Here is a 19,736-nt window from a genome sequence, read left to right as displayed (position 1 = left end):
GTAAGCATGATGCATGCTCGTCACGTTATTTCCGGGAGGAATCATGATTCGTATCTATAACAGCCAGGTGCGCGAGAAGCGCGAGTTCGTGCCGATCGAAGAGGGCAAGGTCCGCATGTACGTGTGCGGCCCCACCGTGTACGACCAGATCCACATCGGCAACGCCCGCACCTTCCTTTCGTTCGACGTCATCCGCCGCTGGCTCATCGCGAGCGGCTACGAGGTCACGTTCGCCCAGAACCTGACCGACGTCGATGACAAGATCATCAATCGCGCCAACGAGCAGGGCCGCACGTCCGAAGAGGTGGCCTCCGAGTTCTCCGACGCGTTCATCGAGCAGATGCGTCGCTTCAATATCATGGATCCCGACATCCGCCCGCGCGCCACGAAGGAAATCGGCCCCATGATCGCCATGATCAAGAGTCTGATCGAGCAGGGCCACGCCTATGCCGTCGATAACGGCGACGTGTATTTCGCGGTGCGCAGCGATGAGAACTACGGCGAGGTTTCGGGCCGCAAGATCGATGACCTCATGGTGGGCGCCCGCATCGAGGAAAACGAAGACAAGCGCGACCCGCTCGATTTCGCGCTGTGGAAGGGCGCCAAGCCCGGCGAGCCCAGCTGGCCTTCTCCGTGGGGCGACGGCCGCCCCGGCTGGCACACCGAGTGCGCGGCCATGGTGCATCGCTACCTGGGCACCCCGATCGACATCCACGGCGGCGGCGGCGACCTGGCGTTCCCGCATCATGAGAACGAGTGTGCCCAGGCCACGTGTTGCTGGCACGTTCCCTTCGTCAACACCTGGATGCACACGGGCATGCTGCGCGTCGACGGCGAGAAGATGAGCAAGTCGCTCGGCAACTTCTACACGCTCAAAGAGGTGCTCGACGAGCACTCCGCGCCGGCGCTGCGCCTGCTCATGCTGCAGACGCATTACCGCTCGCCGCTCGACTTCTCCTACGAGCGCCTCGAGGGCGCCGAGAATTCGCTGGCCCGCATTGCCACGGCGGTGGAGAACCTGCGCTGGGCCGCGAACCACGTCGAGGAAGGCGCCGCTGTAGACGAGCAGGCGGCGCAGAAGCTCATCGCCGCCACCGAGGCCGCGTCGGCTGAGTTCGAGGCGCAGATGAACGACGACTTCAACACCGCGGGCGCCCTGGCCGCCTACTTCAACCTGGTCACCGAGGCCAATACCTACCTCGAGCAGGCGGCGGGCGCCGTCGACGAGGAGGCTGCCGTGGTGTGTGCCGCTTCCATCATGGGCGCATTCGCCATTCTGGGCATCGAGGTTCCCATTCGCGAAGCGCTCGATCTTCCGGACGAGCTGGTGGGCCTTGCCGCCGACTTGGTGGGCTTCGAGGGCGATGGCATCGAAGCTGCCGCCGAGGCCTTGCTTGCGGCGCGCGCCGAGGCTCGCGCCGCGAAAGACTGGGGTCGCGCCGATGCGATTCGCGACCGCCTCAATGAGCTGGGACTGATGGTCGAAGACACCAACGCGGGCGCTCGCATCAAGCGCGCGTAGCGTTTCCGCTCGGTAAGCCGTGCGGCGGTGGCTGGGCGGTAGCCGGGAGGCCGTGGCCGAGATTTGCGGTCGTGGCCGGGTGGTTGTGGCCGAGAGGTTGCGGTCGGTCGCGTGCTCGTGACTGCGTAGCCGCTGCCAGTCAACTGCGGCAGGAGGATTACGATCGCTGTCGGTCGCACGGCATCGCGCGCGGTGTTTCGACAGAGGTTTTCTTGGGAGGGCTCGTTTTCGGGCCCTCTCTTCGTACGTTGTCGGAATCGGCTTTGTGTACTATGCTGCCTCTGTCGATGGCCGGGTTGAAGTGCGTCCGGCTCCTGTTTGCGGGGTTTCTTTGTTCAGCGATCTTGTGGTGGCATATCTTTTCTTCGGCGGCGCGGGCGCGGGGGTGCTTTCCCTCGTGTCGCTTCTTGACGTGTTTGCGAAAGGCCATGTTCTTGCGGGTCACGCAGGCTTGCCGAGTGCTGCGAATGCGCGCGATTCGCTGCGCCGCGTTAAGGCGTTTTCCCTCCTTGCGGGGGAGGGCCTTGTCGCTTTCGGCGTGGCCTGCCTCGTGTTCGACCTGGGGCGCATCGACCGCTTGGCCTTGCTGTTCTTCACTCCCTCGGCATCGTTTATCACGTTCGGGGTTTTCTCGTTGGCCGTCTTACTCGCGTCGGGTGCGCTGCTGTGCTTCGCGGCGTTTTTCGACGGTATGGCATGGCCTCGGAAAGCCATCCGTCTTCTTGAAACGGTCACGATGGTCGCGGCGTTGTTCGTCATGGTCTACACGGGCGCGCTGCTTGTGAGCGTCGGCCCCGCGATCGAGTTGTGGCATTCCTGGTGGATACTTGCGCTGTTTCTCTTCTCGTCGGCATCGTGCGGATGCGCCGTCATCCTTGTGGTTGCCACCGTGGTCGGCGAATCGGCGTTCGTGCGGCCCTTCGTGCGCAGGCTGCTTCTCATCGACCTGGGCGCCATCGCGTGCGAGACGCTTTTCGCGGGTCTTTTCATCGTCGATGCTCTTGCGGGAAAAGACGGGCCGTGGTGGCAGCTGTGTGCGTCTCTGTTCGTGGATGGGAGCGTCTGTGCTGCCTGGTGGGCGGGATTTGTCGTGTGCGGGCTGGCGATTCCCTTTGCATGCGAGGTCTTTGCGTCGCGATTCCCCTCGCTTCGGTTCGAAGGTTCTCTTGCCTGTGTTTTTGTGGGGGTTTTGATTTTGCTCGGCGGATGGTGCCTGAGATGGTCCATCGTGGAAGCCGCCCAATGGCAGGATATGCAGCTTGCGTATCCGCAGGAAGATGCGCGTGGAAACGCGTCGGCGTTTGGTTCGGATTCGATTGGAATGACAGAAGATGGCGCTTTTCGAAGTCAATGAGAAGAGCAGCCTTCCCGTATGGCTGCAGCTGAAAAATCGTTTCATATACTTGATTACTTCTGGATACTATAAAACGGACGACCAGCTTCCCACGGTGCGAGGCCTGGCGGCCGAGGTGGGCGTGAACTACAACACGGTCAGCAAGGTGTACGGCAGCCTCGAAGAGGACGGCTATATCGTGTCGAAGCGCCGGCAAGGGGCCTTCGTCGCCGATGTGAGCGAACGCTGCGACGTGTCCGTTTCTGCGGTGTCCGAAGGGTTGGCGCGCGAATACCTCAAGCGCTGCCTCGAGGTGGGCATGACGCTTGACGACGCCGAGCGGCAGATTCTGAAAACCATCAAGGAGCAACGGGACGCGCAAGCAGGCGGTGAACCTGCCAAGGGAGGCGTGCGGTTCGTCCGCTTCGACGACGCAGACTGCGGCCATGCGTCGCGTGGCGCGTGATCGCTCGAACGAATGGCAATGCCGTATTGAACATGCCGATCAGGCGGGGATAGGGGAGACGATGGGCAAAAAAGCTCGCAAGCAGAAGGAATCAAGGCAGAAGGGCGCTTGCGGCCCCCTTCGTTTCGACGGCACGCCGTCCATGCCGCAGATCGAACGCAGGAGAACCACCCGCAATGGCGCAACGGTGTTTTCCATCGCGGTTTTCGCGCTCGCCTTCGCGATCGTGGCGTCGGCATGGGCGCTGGTGGCGGGGCGCATCGGCCTGGCGGCGCTGCTCGTTGCGTGCTTCGTGGGCCTTCTCGCGTCTAATTCCATCCATATCGTTTTGGAATGGGAGAAGGCCGTGGTCATGCGCTTCGGCCGGTTCAACAGGGTTGCGGGGCCGGGCATCGTGTTCACCATTCCCATCGTCGAGTTCTATACGGTGCGCATCGACCAGCGCGTGGCGTCGGTGTATTTCGGCGCCGAGGAAACGCTCACGAAAGACCTGGTGCCGGTGAATGTCGACGCGGTCCTGTTCTGGATGGTCTTCGACCCCGAGAAGGCGGCCGTGGAGGTGGAGGACTACGTGACGGCGGTTTCGTGGGTGGCCCAGACCTCGATGAGGGAGGCCATCGGCCGCATTTCCGTCGCGGAGCTGGCAACGCGGCGCGAGCAGCTCGACGACGAGTTGAAAGACCGCATCGAACAGAAGCTTTCCCCTTGGGGCATCGACATCATCGACGTGGAGGTGCGCGACATCGTCATTCCGAAGGAGCTGCAAAAGGCCATGGCCGCCGAGGCCGTTGCCGAGCGCAAACGCAATGCACGCATCGTGCTGGCCGAGGCCGAGCAGGATATATCCGCCATGCTCGCCGACGCCTCCGAAAGCTACGACGCCAACGACGTTGCGATGCGCCTGCGTACCATGCATCTTGCGTGCGAGGGCATGGAGGAATCGGGCGGCACGCTCGTGCTTCCGAGCAGTTTTGCCGACGGATTCGTGGGCGACGGCGCGAAGAAATAGGATAAGACGCGTTTCTTCAGGCGTTTTTTCGTCGATCATACTCAAAATAGAATAATCATTGTCATATATTGCCCTATTCAATCCTTGAATATCCCCTGTATGTATGACAACCTATGACAAAAGAATCAGCTGGTTCTTGTCAAGGACGCAAGCGCCGCTTGCGTGAGGGAGGACGTCCGCAGGGGAAAGGTCGTCGCGATGCGCAACGCAACGCCTTTGAAGCGGACGGTTCGAATCTTTTGTTAGGGGGAACATTGGCAGCGGAACAGAATGCGGGCTCTCGCACAATCACGCGTAGAAGCTTTCTGAAGACGACGGCCGCGGTTGCCGCCGGAACGACGGCGACCGTCTCGCTTACGTCATGCGCTCAATCGCAGCCGGGGCTGCCGCAGGTTGCAGGGGAATTCGTTGCGGGACAGCCGAACAACGAGGGCGAAACGATCTTTCGAGGAGTATGCAGGCCGAACTGTTTCGGCTTCTGCCATCTGAACGTGCATGTGCGCGACGGCAAGGTGGTCAAGACGTCTCGCGCGCCGTACAACGAGGATTGCTACAGCCGCATCTGCCAGCGCGGCCTTTCGCACGTGCATCGCATCTACGACCCCGAGCGTGTTCAGTATCCCATGCGTCGCGTGCAGGGAACCGAGCGCGGTGCGGGTCAGTGGGAGCGCATCAGCTGGGATGAGGCTCTGACCGAAATCGCCGAGAACATCAAGAAGACCCAGGCCGAATACGGCGAAGGCGCGCTCGCGTTTTTGACCGCTTCGGGCAATCAGTCGGCGGGCATCACGGGCGCCTACGGCCGTTTGCAGAACATCCTCAATGCCAGCAGCATCACGCCGTGCTTGGACATGGGCAGCTTCTACGGCATGCAGGCGGTTGCCGGCCTCTACATCACTCCGTTGATGGGCCTGGCCATGTGGGAGGGTAACGAGCCCACCGATGCAAAGAACGCCAAGACCATCATGGTGTGGGGCGCCAACATCACCGATGCGCAGGTTCAGAACTGGCATCACATCAAAGAGGCGATGGAGGGCGGCACCAAGCTCGTCGTCATCGACCCCACGTACACGCAGATCGCGTCGAAATCCGACAAGTGGATTCCCGTCCGCCCGGGAAGCGACACGCTTTTGAAGTACGCCATCATGCGCGTGATCGTGGAGCGCGGTGCGCAGGACGTGGCCTATCTTCGCGACCACACGGTGGCGCCGTTTTTGGTGCGCAGCGACACGGGTATGTTCGTCCGTCGCAGCGACACCGGCATCGCCCCCGTTGCAACCGGCGTGATCGACCCGACGACCGGCCAGGAGGTCATGGACGACCCCTATATGGTGCTCGTCGACGGCGCGCTCGTTCCCTTGACGGAGGCCGACCCGACGCATGTGGCGATCGAGGGTTCGTACGACCTTGGCGGCGTGGCGTGCCGCACGGCATACGAGCTGCTGAAAGAGGAGATCATGTCGCATAGCCTCGAAGAGGCGAGCGAGCTGTGCGAGGTTTCCGTCGAAGACATCGAGTATCTGGCCGACGTCTGCATCGACGGCCCGGTGTTTCATTACGAGGGCTACGGCCCGCAGGCATACAACAACGGCGGCCACACCACCATGGCGGGCCTGACGCTTTGCGCGCTTGTCGGCAACCTCGGCAAGCCCGGCGCTTCGTACGGTTCGTACTGGGGCATCCACATGGGCGACAACGCCGCCTATAAGGCGCCGACCGGCGCGAGCACGGGCCTGAGCATTCCCAGCGTCGATTTCGCCAACGTTGCCAAGACCGGCAAATTTGCAGGCCAAGATGCCAAGATCAAGATGCTGTGGATGTATTCGGCCAACCCCTTGAACACCCACACCGACACGCACGCATGGACCGACGACATCATCCCGTCGCTCGATTACGTGGTGGTGGCCGATTCCGTCATGACCGATTCGGCCCGCTATGCCGACATGGTGCTTCCCGTGGCGCAGTGGTTCGAGCTCGAAGAGGTGGCCAACGCCGGCCAGTGCTTCTCGCTGAACTACAGCGAGAAGGCGATTGAACCTTTGTACGAGAGCAAGCCCGACACCCAGATTATCACCGAGCTGGCCGAAAAGCTCGGCCTGGGCGAATTTTTCACCCTGTCCAACGAGGAAATCCTCGAGGAGCTTTTCGACTGCGACACGTGCGCGATGGTCGGCGTGAGCATGGATGCGCTGCGCGAGAAGAAGCAGATTCGCTTCATCGAGGGCGACGCCGAAAAAGAGCCCCATATCGCCTACAAGGACGGTGTCTTCGGCACGGCTTCGGGCCGCTTCGAGTTCTATCGCGAAATGCCCATGGTGCGCGCGCTTTCCAGCAAGACCCCGACGCCCGAAGAGGTGGAACGCGACCGCATGGCGCGTTGGTTCCCGCCTTTGGAGGCATGGCCCGAAAACGACCTGTACAAGAAGTATCCGCTGGTGCTCATGAGCGAGCGTCCTCGCTATCGCGTGCACTCCCAGTGGTACAGTACGCCGCTTCTGCGCGAGCTCGACTCCGAGCCGTTCGTGCGGATCAACCCCGCTGATGCGGCTGCGCGCGGCATCGCTGACGGCGATTACGTGGAATGCTACAACGATCGCGGAACGGCGGTTGCCAGGGCGGTCTTCTCCGACGCCATTCGTCCCGGCACGCTGGTCTATCCCAAGGGATGGCAGCGCTACCAGCACAAGGCGGGCGGCTGGTCTGAGCTCAGCTCCACCGAATACGACGTGTTCGGCGTGAACAACAATTTCATGGACGTGCTTTGCGAGGTCCGCGTGTGGAACGAAGAGGGTGAATAGCGATGCGTCTCGGATATGTTATCGATAAGAAGTCGTGCATCGGCTGCCACGCGTGCGCCGTTGCATGCAAGGTGGAGAACAACCTGCCCGACGGCGTGTGGTGGAATCGCATCCTGACCGAAGGCGGCGAGAATCGCGACACCCCGAAGGGAACCTATCCCAACCTTTCCATGGGGAACATCGCCGTTTCGTGCCAGCATTGCGACAACCCCGCATGCGTGAAGGTGTGCCCTGTGGGCGCGACGTATAAAGACGAGGCCACGGGTGCCGTTCGCCAGGATTACGACAAGTGCATCGGCTGCCGCATGTGCATGGCCGCCTGCCCTTACACGGGCGTGCGCAGCTTCAACTGGGAAGAGCCCGTGTATGCGATCGGCCAGGATATGGGCGATGTGAGCGTTGCCAAGCATCAGAAGCACACGGTGGAGAAATGCACCATGTGTTGGCATCGCCTTGCGCAGGGGCTCCAGCCCGCGTGCATCGAGGTGTGCCCCGCACGCGTGCGCTATTTCGGCGATTTCGACGATCCCGATTCCGAGGTGTCCAAGCTTATCAGGGAGCGCGAATACATGCAGCTCCTTCCCGATAGCGGAACCTCTCCGTCCGTGTATTACCTGGTGTAAGCGAGGGGAAAGAATGTCTGACAACAAGCAGGCGGCATCCGCCGCCAAGACCGGGGCGCCTTGCAAAGCGGGCAAGGCCCTCAATATTGCCATTGCCGTGTCCGCCGTCATCACCGTCGCCGGCATCGCGTTGTGGATGGTCCAGCTTTCGGGCGGCATGATCCAGACGGGCATGCGCGACCTTGATTCGTGGGGTCTCTACATCATGTCCTTCATGTTCTTCGTCGGCCTGTCCGCGGGCGGCCTGATCATCAGCTCCATGCCGAAGGCGTTCGGCATCAAGGGCTTCGGCGGCATCAGCAAGGTCGCCGTGTGGACCTCGATCTGCTGCACCGTGTGCGCGATCGGCCTGGTGGTGGTCGACCTCGGCCAGCCGATCCGTCTGTGGGAGCTGTTCGTGTACTCCAATCTGACCAGTCCGCTGATGTGGGACGTGCTGGTCATCGGAACGTATCTGGTGCTTTCGCTTTTCTATCTGTGGGCGCAGATCCGCTTCGAGCAAGGCAAGATGCGCGCGGTGGCCCTGCGCGTCATCAGCGTGGTCGCGCTTGTGGTGGCGGTGCTGGTCCATTCGGTGACGGCTTGGATTCTGGGACTGAACATTTCCCACGAGTTCTGGCATACCGCCCTTCTGGCCCCGTGGTTCGTGAGCTCCGCCCTGGTGTGCGGAACCGCCCTGGTGCTGGCCGTCGTCATCGCGCTGCGTGCGGCGGGCTATTTCGACGTGGCCGACGACAACCTCGTCAAGATGGCGAAGCTTCTGGGCGCGTTCGTGTGCGTGGACCTGTATTTCTTCGGATGCGACCTTCTGACTACGGGTTATCCGCTTTCCGAAGGCGGCGTGGGCATCGTGGAGATGCTCACGAGCGGCGTGCTCGCCCCCTTCTTCTGGGTCGAGGTTATCGGGTGTATCGCGTGTGCCGTCGTGTGCTTCACGCCTAAGCTGCGCTCCAATGCGCTGCTCATCGTGGCGTCCGTGCTGGCCATCGTCGGCATCTTCTGCAAGCGCGTGCAGCTTATCGTAGGCGGGTTCCAGGTTCCTAATCTCGACATGCCCACCGTTTTGACCGATCATGCGGCGCTTGGCGGCTACGATGCGTACGGCTCGTTTGCGAGCCTGTATGCGAACAGCGTGTATGCGCCTGCGCCGATCGAATTCGGCGTCGTCGCCGGCGTGTTCGCCCTGGGCGTTTTGATGCTGCTTCTGGGCGTCAAGCATCTTCCGTTGAAGTCGGCCGAATAGGCGAAAAGACCCGCGTGTCGTTTTGTGCGAGCGCATGCGACGCGCGGGTTCGTCGGTTGTATTTCGGCTGTCTGAAGGGAAGGTGATGGCGCGATGAGGCGAATCTTCGCTTACGCGGCTCTTTTCGCGGCGGCGTGCCTGCTGTCGTTTTTCGCGGCCGATGTCGCGCTCGACGCCGTGGGCGCACCTGCGGGCATCACGGCCGAATCGGAATGCCCTGTCGTGCAGGGGTGCGCCACCGGGCAATGCCACGGGTTCGATAACGTGCCCGCACCCGACGGCATCCATGAGATGAAGTGTCCGGAAGATGGCTGCGCGTCAGTCGATTGCCACGCGTGGAGTGCCCTTTCCGACGGCTACCGCCGGGCATCGGGCGTCAGCCTCATGGTGTGGCTTCTGGTGCCCGCCATGTTCGCATGCATCGCCATCGTCATGGTAAGAAAGTCGAGGTGACATCGATGAGTATGCGATCATTCGTTTTCGACGTCGTGCTTGCCGCGGGCGCGATCGCGCTGATGTTTCCCGATTCGACTGGCTATGGCGTGCATGAATGGGCGGGGCTTGTGTTCGCGGTTGCGGTGATCGTCCATGTGGCGGCGCGCCACGAGGAAGGCGCCAGGCTGTTCCAGAACGGATTTCGCAAACGCCGTGCGGGCAAGGCTTTTTCGTTCGTGTTGAATGCGGCGATCTTCGTCGATCTGGCGGTTTGCGCGGTTTCGGGCCTGATGGTGTCGGGTGCCGTGCTGCCGACGTTCGGCCTGTATGCCGGAGGGTTTTTCTTCTGGGCGCCTGTCCATGCGTTTTCGGCGCAGTTGTTCATGGCGCTTGCTTTGGTGCATGTTGTCTTGTTCGCGCCGAAGATGAAGGCCGTTGTGTCGAAGCGATGACGGGGGAAAGGGGTAAACACATGCAAAGCGTTTCTTGTGGGGCCGCAGGGTCGCATGATGTTGTGACGGATTGGGGCCTTGTTGCCACGACCTGCGAGTTTCTTGCGTTTTCATTTCGCTATCCCGATCGCGGCGCCGTGATGCCGATTGCGTCGGGCGAATGGGCCGATGCGCTGGACGAGCTGCGCCGTGCGTGGGGGTTTGCCGCCGATGCGGAGTGCGGCGAGCTGACGCGGGCGGATTCAGGCGAAGGTCCCGAGGCCGTTTTGCATGCGCTGCGCCAGGAGGCGACGCGGCTGTTCGTCGGTCCGCCGACGCCTGCGGCAAGTCCGTACGAAAGCGTTTGGGCGGCGGCGCGCACCCATGCGGCCCCGCTGCTTTTCGTCAGCCCCTCCGCCATCGCCGTCGAGCGCTTTTGCGCCGCATGCGGCCTGGGTCGTCCTCAGGGCACGAACGAATCGCTCGACCATGTTTCGTCCGAGCTTGAGCTGCTGCAGTTTCTTGCGAGCGTGGAATCGGGGGCGGTGGACGCGGCATCATGCGGCGTTGCCCTGGCCGATCTTCCCGGCGGTTCGCCAGCGACGGCGTTCGAACTGTTTTTCGACGAGCACCCAGCGATGTGGATGTGCGATTTCGCGTGCGAGGTGGAGCGCATCTCGTCGCGGGTGTTCTATCGTGCCGCGGCGCGTCTGCTGCGCGATTTCGTTTCCGCCCGGTAAAGCCGGGCGGTAGCGGCCGGAAGGCTGCGGGCGTGGCTGGGCGGCCGTGGTTAGGAGGCTGCGGGCGTGGCTGGATGGACGCGGATGAAAGGCTGCGGTTGGTTGTACGGTTTAACCGGCTGTGCGGTCGCGTGCTCGTGACTGCGTGGTCGCTGCCTGACAATTGCGGCCGGAGGATCGCGATTGCGGTCGGGCGCACGATGTCGCGCACGGCGTTTCGACATGGGTTTCTTGAAAGGGTTCGCATTGCGGGCCCTTTCCTTATGGGGACATGCGATAATCAACCGTTACGAATTCGCGTCCTTCGAGGCGCTTGAAAGATACGCGGCCGAAAACTCGCACCGGCCGCTCAGGGGAATAAGGCGATAGGAAAATCATGGCAGACTATATCGAGGGAAAACGCCCGGTCATCGAGGCGCTGCGCGCCCAGATGCCCGTCAAATGCGTGCTGATGGCCGACAACCTGCAGCAGGACGGCCAGGTCAAAGACATTCTGCGCAAGGCCCGTCAGTTCGACGTGCCCGTGAAAACGGTGACGCGCCGCAAGCTCGACGAGCTGAGCGCGCGCGGAAGCCACCAGGGCATCATGGCCGAGGCCCGTCCGTATCGCTACGCGGGTTTCAAGGACATCCTGCGTGCCGCCGAGCAGCATGCCGAAGAGCATGACGGCAACGCGCTCGTCGTGGTGCTCGACCACATCACCGATGCCGGCAACCTGGGCGCCATCGCGCGCTCCGTCGAAATCGTCGGCGCATCGGGCCTGATTATCCCCAACAAGCGCAGCGCGCATGTGACGGCCGCCACCTACAAGAGCTCCGCGGGCGCCATCAATCATATTCCGTGCGCCCAGGTTCCCAACATCGCCTCCACGCTTGAGAAGCTCAAAGAGGCGGGCTTTTGGGTGGCAGGCGCCAGCGAGCAGGCGCACTACACGGTGTGGGAAGCGCCCCTGCACGGCAAAATCGTCCTGGTGATGGGCAACGAAGGCGAGGGCCTGTCGCGCCTGACACAGGAGAGCTGCGACTTTTTGACCAAGCTTCCCCAGGAGGGCAAGGTCGGCTCGCTCAACGTGGCCCAGGCCGCTACCGCCGTCATGTACGAGTGGATGCGTCAGTGCCATGTGAAGGCGCAGGCGTAATTACATACCAGGTATCAAAAAGAAACCAGGTATACAAATGGCAAAACAGAGAAGGAAACTGCTGATCGTCGACGGCTACAACGTGCTGCGCAGCGGCTCGCGCTACCGCCATCTGCGCGATGCGGGCCCGAACCCCGATTACGCCGACGATGCGTTCAATCGCGCGCGCGAGGCGCTGATCAACGACGTGGTGGCCTATGCCGGCCGCGATTGCGAGGCGGTCATCGTGTTCGACGGAGCGCGCAACGAGCTCTCGGACGGCTCGTGCGAGAAGATCGCCGGCGTACGCATCATGTTCTCGCGCGCGGGCGATTCCGCCGACAAGGTGATCGAGAAGCTGAGCCGCGACGCGCGCGAGCGCGGTATCGAGACCATGGTGGTGACCAGCGACGCCACCATCCAGAACACGGTGTTCGGCTTCGGCGTGGACCGCATGAGCGCCAATGGCTTCAGCCATGCGGTCGAAGTGAACGATCACGAATACGACCTGGACGAATGCCCGCGCGTGGCCGTGAAGAACACGGTGGGCGAGCGCCTCGACCCGTCGGTTCGTGCGAAACTCGCCGCCTTGCGCGACGCTTTGTAGAAAGGAAGGCAGCCATGTCTCAGCGCTATGCCGCAACGGACAAATTCACCACGCTCGAGGGCAAAGACCTCGCCGATTCCATGGCGGCCGTGGCAGGCGCCGCCGTGGTGGCCACGGTGAACGAGGACGGCACGCCCAATGCCGCCGTGTTCGTTCCCATGATGGCCGACGACGACCACGTGGTCATGACGCTCGCGCCCAACAGGACGCGCGAGAACATCGAGCGCACGGGAACCTGCGTGCTCGTCTACGAGGAAGTGAACGCCCAGGCCGCCTCGAAGGCCGAGCGTTATCGCGGCGCCCGTTTGCGCCTGGAGCTTCTGCGCGAAGGCGACCCGCACCGCGACGAAGCGCTGAGCGCATGGCCGCGCGTGACGCCCTACACCATGGCGTTCCTCGTTGTGGAGCGCATGCCCATCGGATAGAATCGTGCGCACGCACATGAAAGGAGATGCCGGGTCGTGAAAATCCACGTAATCGCCGTCGGCAAGCTGAAAGAGAAATTCTGGGTCGAAGCCTGCGCCGAATACATGAAGCGCTTGAAGGCGTATGCCAAGGTGACCATCGAAGAGATTCCCGACCGCGATCCCGCGAAGTGCGGCGGCGAGGAAGGCGCCCGCAAAACCGAGGGCAAGGGCATCCTTGAGGCGCTGCCCGAGCATTCGCACGTCATCCTGCTCGACGTGGGCGGCAAGCAGCTGTCCAGCGAGGGAATCGCCGCGCGCATGGACGCGCTCATGCTTTCGGGCATAAGCGACATCACCTTCGTGGTGGGCGGATCGGGCGGCGTGAGCCGCAGCGTGCACGATTTCGCCGACGAATGCCTGTCGTTCGGCAAAATCACGCTTCCGCACAACCTGGCGCGCGTGGTCCTGCTCGAGCAGATCTATCGCGCGTTCAAAATTAGCCGCGGCGAGCCGTATCACAAATAGCCCCGTCATCCGACGAACGCCTTACGCCAAGGCGCCGTGCATCCTCATGCGCGGCGCCTTGTTCGTTATGCGCGAAGCCGTCCGCTTTTTCGATGCATCGGCGAATGGAGCCGCGCGTTTTCCGTATGATGGCCGCATGTCCGATTCCGGCGCGGTATGCGTCTGCGCCGTTCATTTCATACGATAGGAGGCCTTATGGCCCGCAAACCCGCAAAGCCGCACATGTCCGACGACGACCGTCGGTTCATCTATCGTGCGCTGAAGAAGAAGTTCGATTTCGACGAAGACTACCCGCTGGCAAGCCTTGGCTGGTGCTTCGTTCGCGAAGGCATCAACCGCGAAGACTACGGCTTTCTGAAGCTCAAGCCCATGCTTGAGGAAATGTCCGATTTCGTGAGCCTGTCCACGAAAGAGATCGGCGGCGTATCGCAGTCGATGTTCTGCCTGCACGAGTTCGAGGATTACGAAAACGACGCGCCCTCCGTCGACGAGGTCGCGCCCGTCGAGGGCGAAGAGGGCGATGACCCGGCGCGCCAGGCTGCAGCCGATGAAGAGGCTCGTTTCGCGAACGCGGTTTCTAAAAAAGATAAGGCGCAGCAAAGTAACCAAGCAGACAAAAAGAAACCTAGCAATCAAAAAGATACTAATGATGCGAATAGTAACGATAGTGAATCTAAGAAAGCCGATTCAAAAGAGTCTGCTGAAGCTGAAAAAAAACAAGACAAGAAAAGTAAAGTAGACGCGAATAAGAAAGATAAAAATAGTACTGACAATCAAATAGATACTAATACTGACCAGGTAAAAGAAAAGCAGGCCGAAAAAGCGGAAGAGCAGAAGCAGGGGAAAACCCCGGTGCGCCGTTCCGCTCAATCGGGCAGCGCCCCGAAACCGGGCCGAGGCTGCGGCGCTCACGAGCAGGCCGATGCGGCCCAGGACGCTTCTTCTGCGGACGCTTCGCCGGATGCCAAGCCGAATGCGGGCGACCAGGCGAAGAAGGCGCCCGCAGGCAAGGCGGCCGAATCCGACAAGAAGGCCGATTCCGCTTCGGATGAGAAAGACGACAAGAAGCAGGACGCCGCCCAGACGCGTCGCGGCGCATCCGAGCATGATTCGTCTGCCCGCCGCCGTACCGCCAAGCCCGCGTCTGCGAGCAAGGCCGGATCGGCGCAGGGCGCCGCGGCTTCGCGCCCGGACATCCGACGCCCGCGCCGCCGCGTCATTCCCGGCAAAGCGCTCGAGCGCTTCGGCTACCTGGGAACGTGGCAGGAATTCTTGGCCACGCTGGCCGACCTCGCCCTCGACGAGCCGTGGGATTTCAGCGGCGCCGGACTCGACGCCAACACGCGCAAGTTCGACATTCTGCACAATTACATCCGTTACACCTTCTACCGTCTGACGCTCGAAGACAAGGTGGGCTTTTCCTCCGATGAGGATTTCGCCGTGTTCAACACGGGCCTGGTGGACAAGCACTACGAAGACATCTACGCCTGCTTCGAGCCGTCCGACCCCGACAAGCCGGAAGAGACGCGCTATCCGTGGTCGTTTTCGGGCTTTTGCACGGCGGGCACGGGCAGACTCGGCAAGCGCCTGGTGCGCGAGCTCAATCCGCTGCCGCAGCCCGCAAGCTATCTTGAGCGCAAGGAAGACCTGCTGTTCGACCTGGATCGCGAGGTGGTGTGCGACGTGCACCACATCGTGGTGGACAACGTGCACAGGCTGCCGGTGAATTTCCTGCGCGACGAGCTGGCGTCGTCTCAGGAGTGCCTGGGCATCCTGGCGGGCATCGAGGAGCTTTCCGACGGCGCGCGCGGCGAGCGTTTCGAGAAGCTGCGCGGCGTGATCGAGAACGACACGCGCCTGTTCAACCGCCTCAGCACGAGCATCAACGCCGCGATCGACGTGGCCAAGCGCCAGGTGCGCTGGAACTACAAGACCGCCGTTCCCGCGTATTACCCGCGCACGAACAGCATGAACCTGCTGCTTCCGCTGATCTTGACCGACTCGCCGACGCCTGACGTGGCGCTTGTGGTGGAGCTGCAGAAATCGGGCAACTACCAGGGCCAGACCGTCGTCACCATGGCACAGGCCTACCGCGATGCGCGCCTGCTCTGCCGCCCGTATATCGATTGGCTCTCGCCCGCATCGATCATCGACGCGGCCGAGGAAGAAGACGAGGAGGAATAGCCGTGGCCGATCAGCGCATGGCCGGCGCCGCGCGGTCGGGCGTCGATGGGCCCCTGCTCGTGGGCATTCTGTCCGATACGCACGGCGTGCTGCCTCAGGCCGCCTTCGCCGAGCTTGCCGACTGCGATTTCATCGTGCATGCGGGCGATATCTGCGACCCCGGCATTCTGGCCGAGCTCGAAACGCTCGCGCCGGTCACGGCGGTGCTGGGCAACAACGATTGCCGCGAATACGGCGAAGCGGTGGGCCGGTTCGCCACGCCCGTGATCGGCGGCGTACGATTCCTGGTGACGCACACGCCCGACGATCTGCAGCGCGCGTTGCGCGGATGCACGTCGGCGCTGCAGCCGGGCGACCCGGTTCCGCAGGTGGCGGTGCACGGCCATACGCATGTGCCGCGCATCCTGAAGGGCAAGGCCGCTTCGCCTGCGAGCCTGGTGGTGTGTCCCGGCTCGGTGACGCGTCCGCGCGGCGGTTCGGCGCCTAGCGTGGCGAAGATGGTCGTCGAGGGCGGCGCGGTGAAATCGGTCGAGCTGGTCGAAACGGGGCATTTCGCCTGACGCATGCCGCTGGAATGACGGAGGCGTTTCGCCGTCGTGCGTGCCATCGGCGCGCGGCGGTCGACGCATCGGCGCGAAAACCGTCGATGCGCTTTCCGCCGGAGCGGCCGCTGCAGCCTTACAGCGCCGCTTCGCCTGGCGTATGCGTTCATAGAAGGAAATCCGCCGCGCCCGCAAGCGTGCTTTCGGGCGCGGCGTCGGGAAAAAGAGAGGACATCACGATGAAACTCGATGCTGCCGAAGTGCAGGAGATGATCGCCAACGACCCGCATATGCTGCTGGTCGACGTGCGCTCGAAGGAAGAATACGACGCGGGCCATATCCCGGGCGCCGGCTGCATGGCCGCCGAAGACATCTGCGACTGCCTCTACGACGAGGCGCTGGGCGAGCGCGGCCTGGACGCTATCGCCAACGTGCGCGGCATGGAGCTTTCCGACGACGCGTCGGCCATCGTGCTGTATTGCGACAACGGTGAGCGCAGCGCCCGTGCGACCGAGCACATGGAGGCCATCGGCTACGTGAACGTCTACGATGCGGGCGGCCTTGCCGAATGGCCCTACGAAGTGGTGACTACCGACGAGGAGCGCGCCGTCGCGGCGGCGCTCGCGGCATCGGATGCGGTGGCCGTGCAGGGCGATGCTGGTTGCGGTTGCGGCCACGCCCACGCCCACGAGCATTCTTGCGGCTGCGGCTGCTAGGCGAAAGAGGCGCTCTCACGCGAAGCCCGTCGGTTCGGCGGGCTTTTTCATGTCATGCGGCCGCGGTTTCCGGCTGCGAGGTGTCGGATCGGTATCGAAACGGTTTCCGTTCGTTTCCCGCTGTTGTTTTCGCTTGCCCGCGCCCGCCCGAAGCGGATAAGGTCGCATGGAAGGCGATGCGCCGCGGCGTTTGCGCGCGCGGACGCGTTTCGATGCAGGGAAGGGAGGACGCATGGGGAAGGCGTTGCTGATCGTGAATCCCGATTCGGGCCGGCGCGACGGCGCTGTTTTCGCCCAGTGCGTCCTGCCGCTGCTCGAAGAGGCGTTCGACCAGGTGGAATGCCGCATGTCGCGCTCCGCCTACGATGTGGAGTCATGGGCCTGCGAGGCGTGCGCGAGCGTCGAGGCGCTGTTCGTCATGGGCGGCGACGGCACGGTCGGGCTGGGGCTGCGCGGCCTGTTCGAGGGTCGCAGGCGCTACGGGCGCATGCCGACGTTCAATCCGCTTCCTGCGGGAACGGGCAACGGCTTCGTGCGCACGCTCGGCCTGCCGTCCGATCCCGCGCAGGTCGTGGCGGCCCTCGACTTCTCGAAGACGAAGGTGCTGGACGCCACGTTCGTCAACGGCGTCTCGTTCGCCCACACCGTGACGGGCGGCACGCTTCCCGAGGGCATTCGCGAGGTGTCGTCCGACGTCAAGACGCGCTTCGGCCTGTCGGCCTATGCCGCCAGCGAATTGCTGCGCGTGGGAAACGACCGCCGCTACCGCCTGCGCATCGTGGCCGACGGGGAGGAAATCATCGAAGACATCGGCTCGTTCGTCGCGTTTTCCGCGAACGCGCTGGCCAACGAATTCACGTCGTGCGTGCCGACGCGTCTCGACGACGGCCTGCTGCACTTGATCGCGCTGAAGCGCGCCTCGTTTCCCGCCTTGGCGTCGCTTGCGCCGCACGCCCTTGCCCGCACGCTCGAGAAAAGCCGCGAAGTGCTGTATCTGCACGCGAGGTCGTTCGAGATAAGCTGCTTGGATGCCGAACTGTCATGCGGCGTCGACGGCGACGAAGGCCCGCTCCTGCCCGTCAGCTTGAGCATCGAGCCCGGCGCGCTGCGCGTGTTCGCGCCGAAGGATTTCCGTCCATAGACGTTTCGCCCCGAAAGAGAAAGGACCCGGCATGCCGGGTCCTTCGTGCGTTTCGGCTCGCTTGCCGCGCGTCTGCATCACACGCCGAACTGCATGGCGCAGTAGCGGGCGTAGGTGCCGCCGAGAGCAATCAGCTCGTCGTGCGTGCCTTCCTCCACTACGCGGCCGTCGTCCACGACGGCGATCTTGTCGGCGCCGCGAATGGTGGAAAGCCGGTGCGCGATCACCAGCGTGGTGCGGCCCTTGGAAAGCTCCGCCAGCGATTCTTGCACATGGCGCTCGCTTTCGTTGTCGAGCGCGCTGGTGGCTTCGTCCAGGATCAGGATCGGCGGGTTTTTCAGGAACACGCGCGCGATCGAGATGCGCTGCTTCTGTCCGCCCGACAGGCGCGCGCCGCGCTCGCCCACGTAAGTGTCGTAGCCGTCGTCGAAGCTCATGATGGCGTCGTGGATGTTCGCGCGTTTGGCCGCCTCGATCACCTCGGCGTCGCTTGCCGCGGGGTTTCCGTACAAGATGTTGTCGCGGATGGTGCCGTCGAACAGATAGACGTCCTGCTGTACGATTCCGACGGTGCGGCGCAGCGATGTCAGCGCGACGTCGCGCACGTCGACGCCGTCGATCGTCACGCGTCCGCCGCAGACGTCGTAGAAGCGGGGCAGCAGCGAGCACGTGGTGGTTTTGCCGCCGCCGCTCGGGCCCACGAGCGCGGTGGTCTTGCCCGCGGGCGCATGCAGGGTGAAGCCGCGCAGCACGTCGGCGGCTCCGTCGTAGGAAAACGCCACGTCTTCGTAGCGGATGTCGCCGCGCACGCCGACGCTTTCCGCCTTCTCCAGGTCGGTCGCGCCGGGCCTGTCCTGCACGGCTGGTTCGATCGCCATGATCTCGGCGAAGCGGCGGAATCCCGCGTAGCCTTTCTGGAACTGCTCGGCGAAGTTGATCAGCTGCTCGATCGGCGAAAGGAAGATGCCGATGTAGAGGGCATAGATCGCCAGGTCGGTGGGCTCGATCTGCCCCTGTACCATGAAGTAGCCGCCACCCACGACGACGATCGTGTACAACAGGCCCGTGAACAGGGAATTCACGGCATGGAAGCGCCCCATGAACTTGTACGAGCGCTCTTTCGTCTCCACGAACAGGCGGTTGGTGCGCGCGAATTTCTCGGCTTCGAGCGCCTCGTTGCCGAACGATTTCACCACGCGCATGCCGCCCAGGGCGTCCTGGATGCACGAGTTGACGCCCGCCATGGTGCGGCGGTTCTCGGTGAAAATGACGCGTTTGCGGTAGTTGGTCCACGCCGCGTAGGCGGCCATGACAAGGGTGCAGGCCAGCATGATCAGCGTGAGCGGCACGTTGATGAAGAACAGCAGCGCGAACGAGCCCACGATTTTAAGCGAGCAGATGAAGATGTTCTCGGGGCCGTGGTGGGCGAGCTCGGACACGTCGAACAGGTCGGTGACCAGGCGGCTCATCATTTCGCCGGTGTTGTTCTTGTCGTAATACGAAAAGCTGAGGCGCTGGTATTGCTCGAACAGGTCGGTGCGCATGTCGGCCTCCATGCGCGCGCCCATGACGTGGCCCCAGCGCGCGATGAACCACTGGCAACCCGTGCGCAGCAGATACAGCGCCACCATGCCGGCGCAGATCAGGCCGAGCGCGCCCATCACCACGGGGGCGGGCTGCAGGAAGAAATCGCGCGTGAAGAAGTTGAGCAGCTGCGGGAACGCCAGGTCGATGCAGGCCAGAAGCGTGGCGCATACCAGGTCGAACCAGAACAGGAACTTGTACTTGCTGTAATAGCCGATGAATTTCTTGAACACCTGTCCGCCCGAGACGGAAGGCTTGGCGGGTTCGCCCGGCTTGCGGGAGGGGATGGTGGACACGACGTTCCTTTCTGCGC

General features: G+C 62.9%; 19 protein-coding genes. 18 read left to right on the top strand and 1 reads right to left on the bottom strand.

What is annotated here, in order from left to right; genetic code table 11:
- The first annotated feature begins 43 nt into the window (after nt 1-43).
- From cysS to DMP07_RS05855, 18 genes are all read left to right on the top strand, one after another.
- Nucleotides 44-1,522 carry a cysteine--tRNA ligase gene (gene cysS, locus DMP07_RS05940; protein WP_211324522.1) on the top strand — a complete coding sequence of 493 codons (1,479 nt, stop codon included), beginning with the start codon at nt 44-46 and terminating at the stop codon, nt 1,520-1,522.
- A 331-nt stretch (nt 1,523-1,853) separates the two neighbouring features.
- Nucleotides 1,854-2,876: an NrfD/PsrC family molybdoenzyme membrane anchor subunit gene (gene nrfD, locus DMP07_RS05935; protein ID WP_161957042.1), complete on the top strand. Its 1,023-nt coding sequence runs from the start codon at nt 1,854-1,856 to the stop codon at nt 2,874-2,876.
- Nucleotides 2,854-3,321, top strand: a complete 468-nt coding sequence (locus tag DMP07_RS05930; protein WP_123198218.1) for a GntR family transcriptional regulator — start codon at nt 2,854-2,856, stop codon at nt 3,319-3,321. The genes nrfD (DMP07_RS05935) and DMP07_RS05930 overlap by 23 nt, the downstream gene beginning before the upstream one ends.
- Before the next feature lie 61 nt (nt 3,322-3,382).
- Entirely contained in the window at nt 3,383-4,330 is a 948-nt protein-coding gene (locus DMP07_RS05925) for a slipin family protein (protein ID WP_123198217.1), read from the top strand.
- 113 nt (nt 4,331-4,443) lie between these two features.
- A complete protein-coding gene (locus tag DMP07_RS05920; RefSeq protein WP_123198216.1) occupies nt 4,444-7,128 on the top strand; it encodes a molybdopterin-containing oxidoreductase family protein in 2,685 nt (894 codons plus the stop codon).
- Nucleotides 7,129-7,130: 2 nt separating this feature from the next.
- Entirely contained in the window at nt 7,131-7,751 is a 621-nt protein-coding gene (locus DMP07_RS05915) for a 4Fe-4S dicluster domain-containing protein (RefSeq protein ID WP_162843077.1), read from the top strand.
- 13 nt (nt 7,752-7,764) lie between these two features.
- The gene (gene nrfD / locus DMP07_RS05910) at nt 7,765-8,994 is read left to right on the top strand and encodes an NrfD/PsrC family molybdoenzyme membrane anchor subunit (protein WP_123198214.1); all 1,230 of its coding nucleotides are present in this window, start codon (nt 7,765-7,767) and stop codon (nt 8,992-8,994) included.
- Nucleotides 8,995-9,087: 93 nt separating this feature from the next.
- Nucleotides 9,088-9,447, top strand: a complete 360-nt coding sequence (locus DMP07_RS05905) for a hypothetical protein (protein WP_123198213.1) — start codon at nt 9,088-9,090, stop codon at nt 9,445-9,447.
- A gap of 5 nt (nt 9,448-9,452) precedes the next feature.
- Nucleotides 9,453-9,881 (top strand): DUF4405 domain-containing protein, encoded by a 429-nt coding sequence (locus tag DMP07_RS05900; protein WP_123198277.1) that lies wholly within the window; start codon nt 9,453-9,455, stop codon nt 9,879-9,881.
- A 20-nt stretch (nt 9,882-9,901) separates the two neighbouring features.
- Nucleotides 9,902-10,600 carry a TorD/DmsD family molecular chaperone gene (locus DMP07_RS05895; protein WP_161957041.1) on the top strand — a complete coding sequence of 233 codons (699 nt, stop codon included), beginning with the start codon at nt 9,902-9,904 and terminating at the stop codon, nt 10,598-10,600.
- Between the two features lie 376 nt (nt 10,601-10,976).
- Nucleotides 10,977-11,738: a 23S rRNA (guanosine(2251)-2'-O)-methyltransferase RlmB gene (gene rlmB, locus DMP07_RS05890; protein ID WP_123198211.1), complete on the top strand. Its 762-nt coding sequence runs from the start codon at nt 10,977-10,979 to the stop codon at nt 11,736-11,738.
- A gap of 37 nt (nt 11,739-11,775) precedes the next feature.
- Nucleotides 11,776-12,324 carry an NYN domain-containing protein gene (locus DMP07_RS05885; protein ID WP_123198210.1) on the top strand — a complete coding sequence of 183 codons (549 nt, stop codon included), beginning with the start codon at nt 11,776-11,778 and terminating at the stop codon, nt 12,322-12,324.
- A gap of 14 nt (nt 12,325-12,338) precedes the next feature.
- Nucleotides 12,339-12,749 (top strand): pyridoxamine 5'-phosphate oxidase family protein, encoded by a 411-nt coding sequence (locus DMP07_RS05880; RefSeq protein ID WP_123198209.1) that lies wholly within the window; start codon nt 12,339-12,341, stop codon nt 12,747-12,749.
- A gap of 36 nt (nt 12,750-12,785) precedes the next feature.
- Complete coding sequence (rlmH, locus tag DMP07_RS05875) at nt 12,786-13,256, top strand: 23S rRNA (pseudouridine(1915)-N(3))-methyltransferase RlmH (RefSeq protein ID WP_123198208.1); 471 nt, start codon at nt 12,786-12,788, stop codon at nt 13,254-13,256.
- A gap of 195 nt (nt 13,257-13,451) precedes the next feature.
- The gene (locus DMP07_RS05870; protein ID WP_123198207.1) at nt 13,452-15,440 is read left to right on the top strand and encodes a DUF3825 domain-containing protein; all 1,989 of its coding nucleotides are present in this window, start codon (nt 13,452-13,454) and stop codon (nt 15,438-15,440) included.
- Between the two features lie 2 nt (nt 15,441-15,442).
- Nucleotides 15,443-16,000, top strand: a complete 558-nt coding sequence (locus DMP07_RS05865) for a metallophosphoesterase family protein (RefSeq protein WP_244594890.1) — start codon at nt 15,443-15,445, stop codon at nt 15,998-16,000.
- A 221-nt stretch (nt 16,001-16,221) separates the two neighbouring features.
- Entirely contained in the window at nt 16,222-16,698 is a 477-nt protein-coding gene (locus tag DMP07_RS05860; protein WP_123198275.1) for a rhodanese-like domain-containing protein, read from the top strand.
- Nucleotides 16,699-16,930: 232 nt separating this feature from the next.
- Nucleotides 16,931-17,839 (top strand): diacylglycerol/lipid kinase family protein, encoded by a 909-nt coding sequence (locus tag DMP07_RS05855; RefSeq protein ID WP_161957040.1) that lies wholly within the window; start codon nt 16,931-16,933, stop codon nt 17,837-17,839.
- 77 nt (nt 17,840-17,916) lie between these two features.
- Here the strand turns inward: DMP07_RS05855 and DMP07_RS05850 are convergent, their stop codons facing one another.
- Nucleotides 17,917-19,719, bottom strand: a complete 1,803-nt coding sequence (locus tag DMP07_RS05850) for an ABC transporter ATP-binding protein (RefSeq protein ID WP_211324521.1) — start codon at nt 19,717-19,719, stop codon at nt 17,917-17,919.
- Nucleotides 19,720-19,736 lie beyond the last annotated feature (17 nt).

It is taken from the genome of Slackia faecicanis, from assembly GCF_003725295.1.
GTDB lineage: Bacteria > Actinomycetota > Coriobacteriia > Coriobacteriales > Eggerthellaceae > Slackia > Slackia faecicanis.
This window is presented reverse-complemented; position numbering and strand designations above follow the sequence as displayed.

Excerpts from the sequence above, each read along its gene's own strand:
- cysS (WP_211324522.1), top strand. The coding sequence starts at position 44 with ATGATTCGTATCTATAACAGCCAGGTGCGCGAGAAGCGCGAGTTCGTG.
- DMP07_RS05930 (WP_123198218.1), top strand. The coding sequence starts at position 2,854 with ATGGCGCTTTTCGAAGTCAATGAGAAGAGCAGCCTTCCCGTATGGCTG.
- DMP07_RS05925 (WP_123198217.1), top strand. The coding sequence starts at position 3,383 with ATGGGCAAAAAAGCTCGCAAGCAGAAGGAATCAAGGCAGAAGGGCGCT.
- DMP07_RS05920 (WP_123198216.1), top strand. The coding sequence starts at position 4,444 with ATGACAAAAGAATCAGCTGGTTCTTGTCAAGGACGCAAGCGCCGCTTG.
- DMP07_RS05915 (WP_162843077.1), top strand. The coding sequence starts at position 7,131 with ATGCGTCTCGGATATGTTATCGATAAGAAGTCGTGCATCGGCTGCCAC.
- nrfD (WP_123198214.1), top strand. The coding sequence starts at position 7,765 with ATGTCTGACAACAAGCAGGCGGCATCCGCCGCCAAGACCGGGGCGCCT.
- DMP07_RS05905 (WP_123198213.1), top strand. The coding sequence starts at position 9,088 with ATGAGGCGAATCTTCGCTTACGCGGCTCTTTTCGCGGCGGCGTGCCTG.
- DMP07_RS05900 (WP_123198277.1), top strand. The coding sequence starts at position 9,453 with ATGAGTATGCGATCATTCGTTTTCGACGTCGTGCTTGCCGCGGGCGCG.
- DMP07_RS05895 (WP_161957041.1), top strand. The coding sequence starts at position 9,902 with ATGCAAAGCGTTTCTTGTGGGGCCGCAGGGTCGCATGATGTTGTGACG.
- rlmB (WP_123198211.1), top strand. The coding sequence starts at position 10,977 with ATGGCAGACTATATCGAGGGAAAACGCCCGGTCATCGAGGCGCTGCGC.
- DMP07_RS05885 (WP_123198210.1), top strand. The coding sequence starts at position 11,776 with ATGGCAAAACAGAGAAGGAAACTGCTGATCGTCGACGGCTACAACGTG.
- DMP07_RS05880 (WP_123198209.1), top strand. The coding sequence starts at position 12,339 with ATGTCTCAGCGCTATGCCGCAACGGACAAATTCACCACGCTCGAGGGC.
- DMP07_RS05870 (WP_123198207.1), top strand. The coding sequence starts at position 13,452 with ATGGCCCGCAAACCCGCAAAGCCGCACATGTCCGACGACGACCGTCGG.
- DMP07_RS05860 (WP_123198275.1), top strand. The coding sequence starts at position 16,222 with ATGAAACTCGATGCTGCCGAAGTGCAGGAGATGATCGCCAACGACCCG.
- DMP07_RS05855 (WP_161957040.1), top strand. The coding sequence starts at position 16,931 with ATGGGGAAGGCGTTGCTGATCGTGAATCCCGATTCGGGCCGGCGCGAC.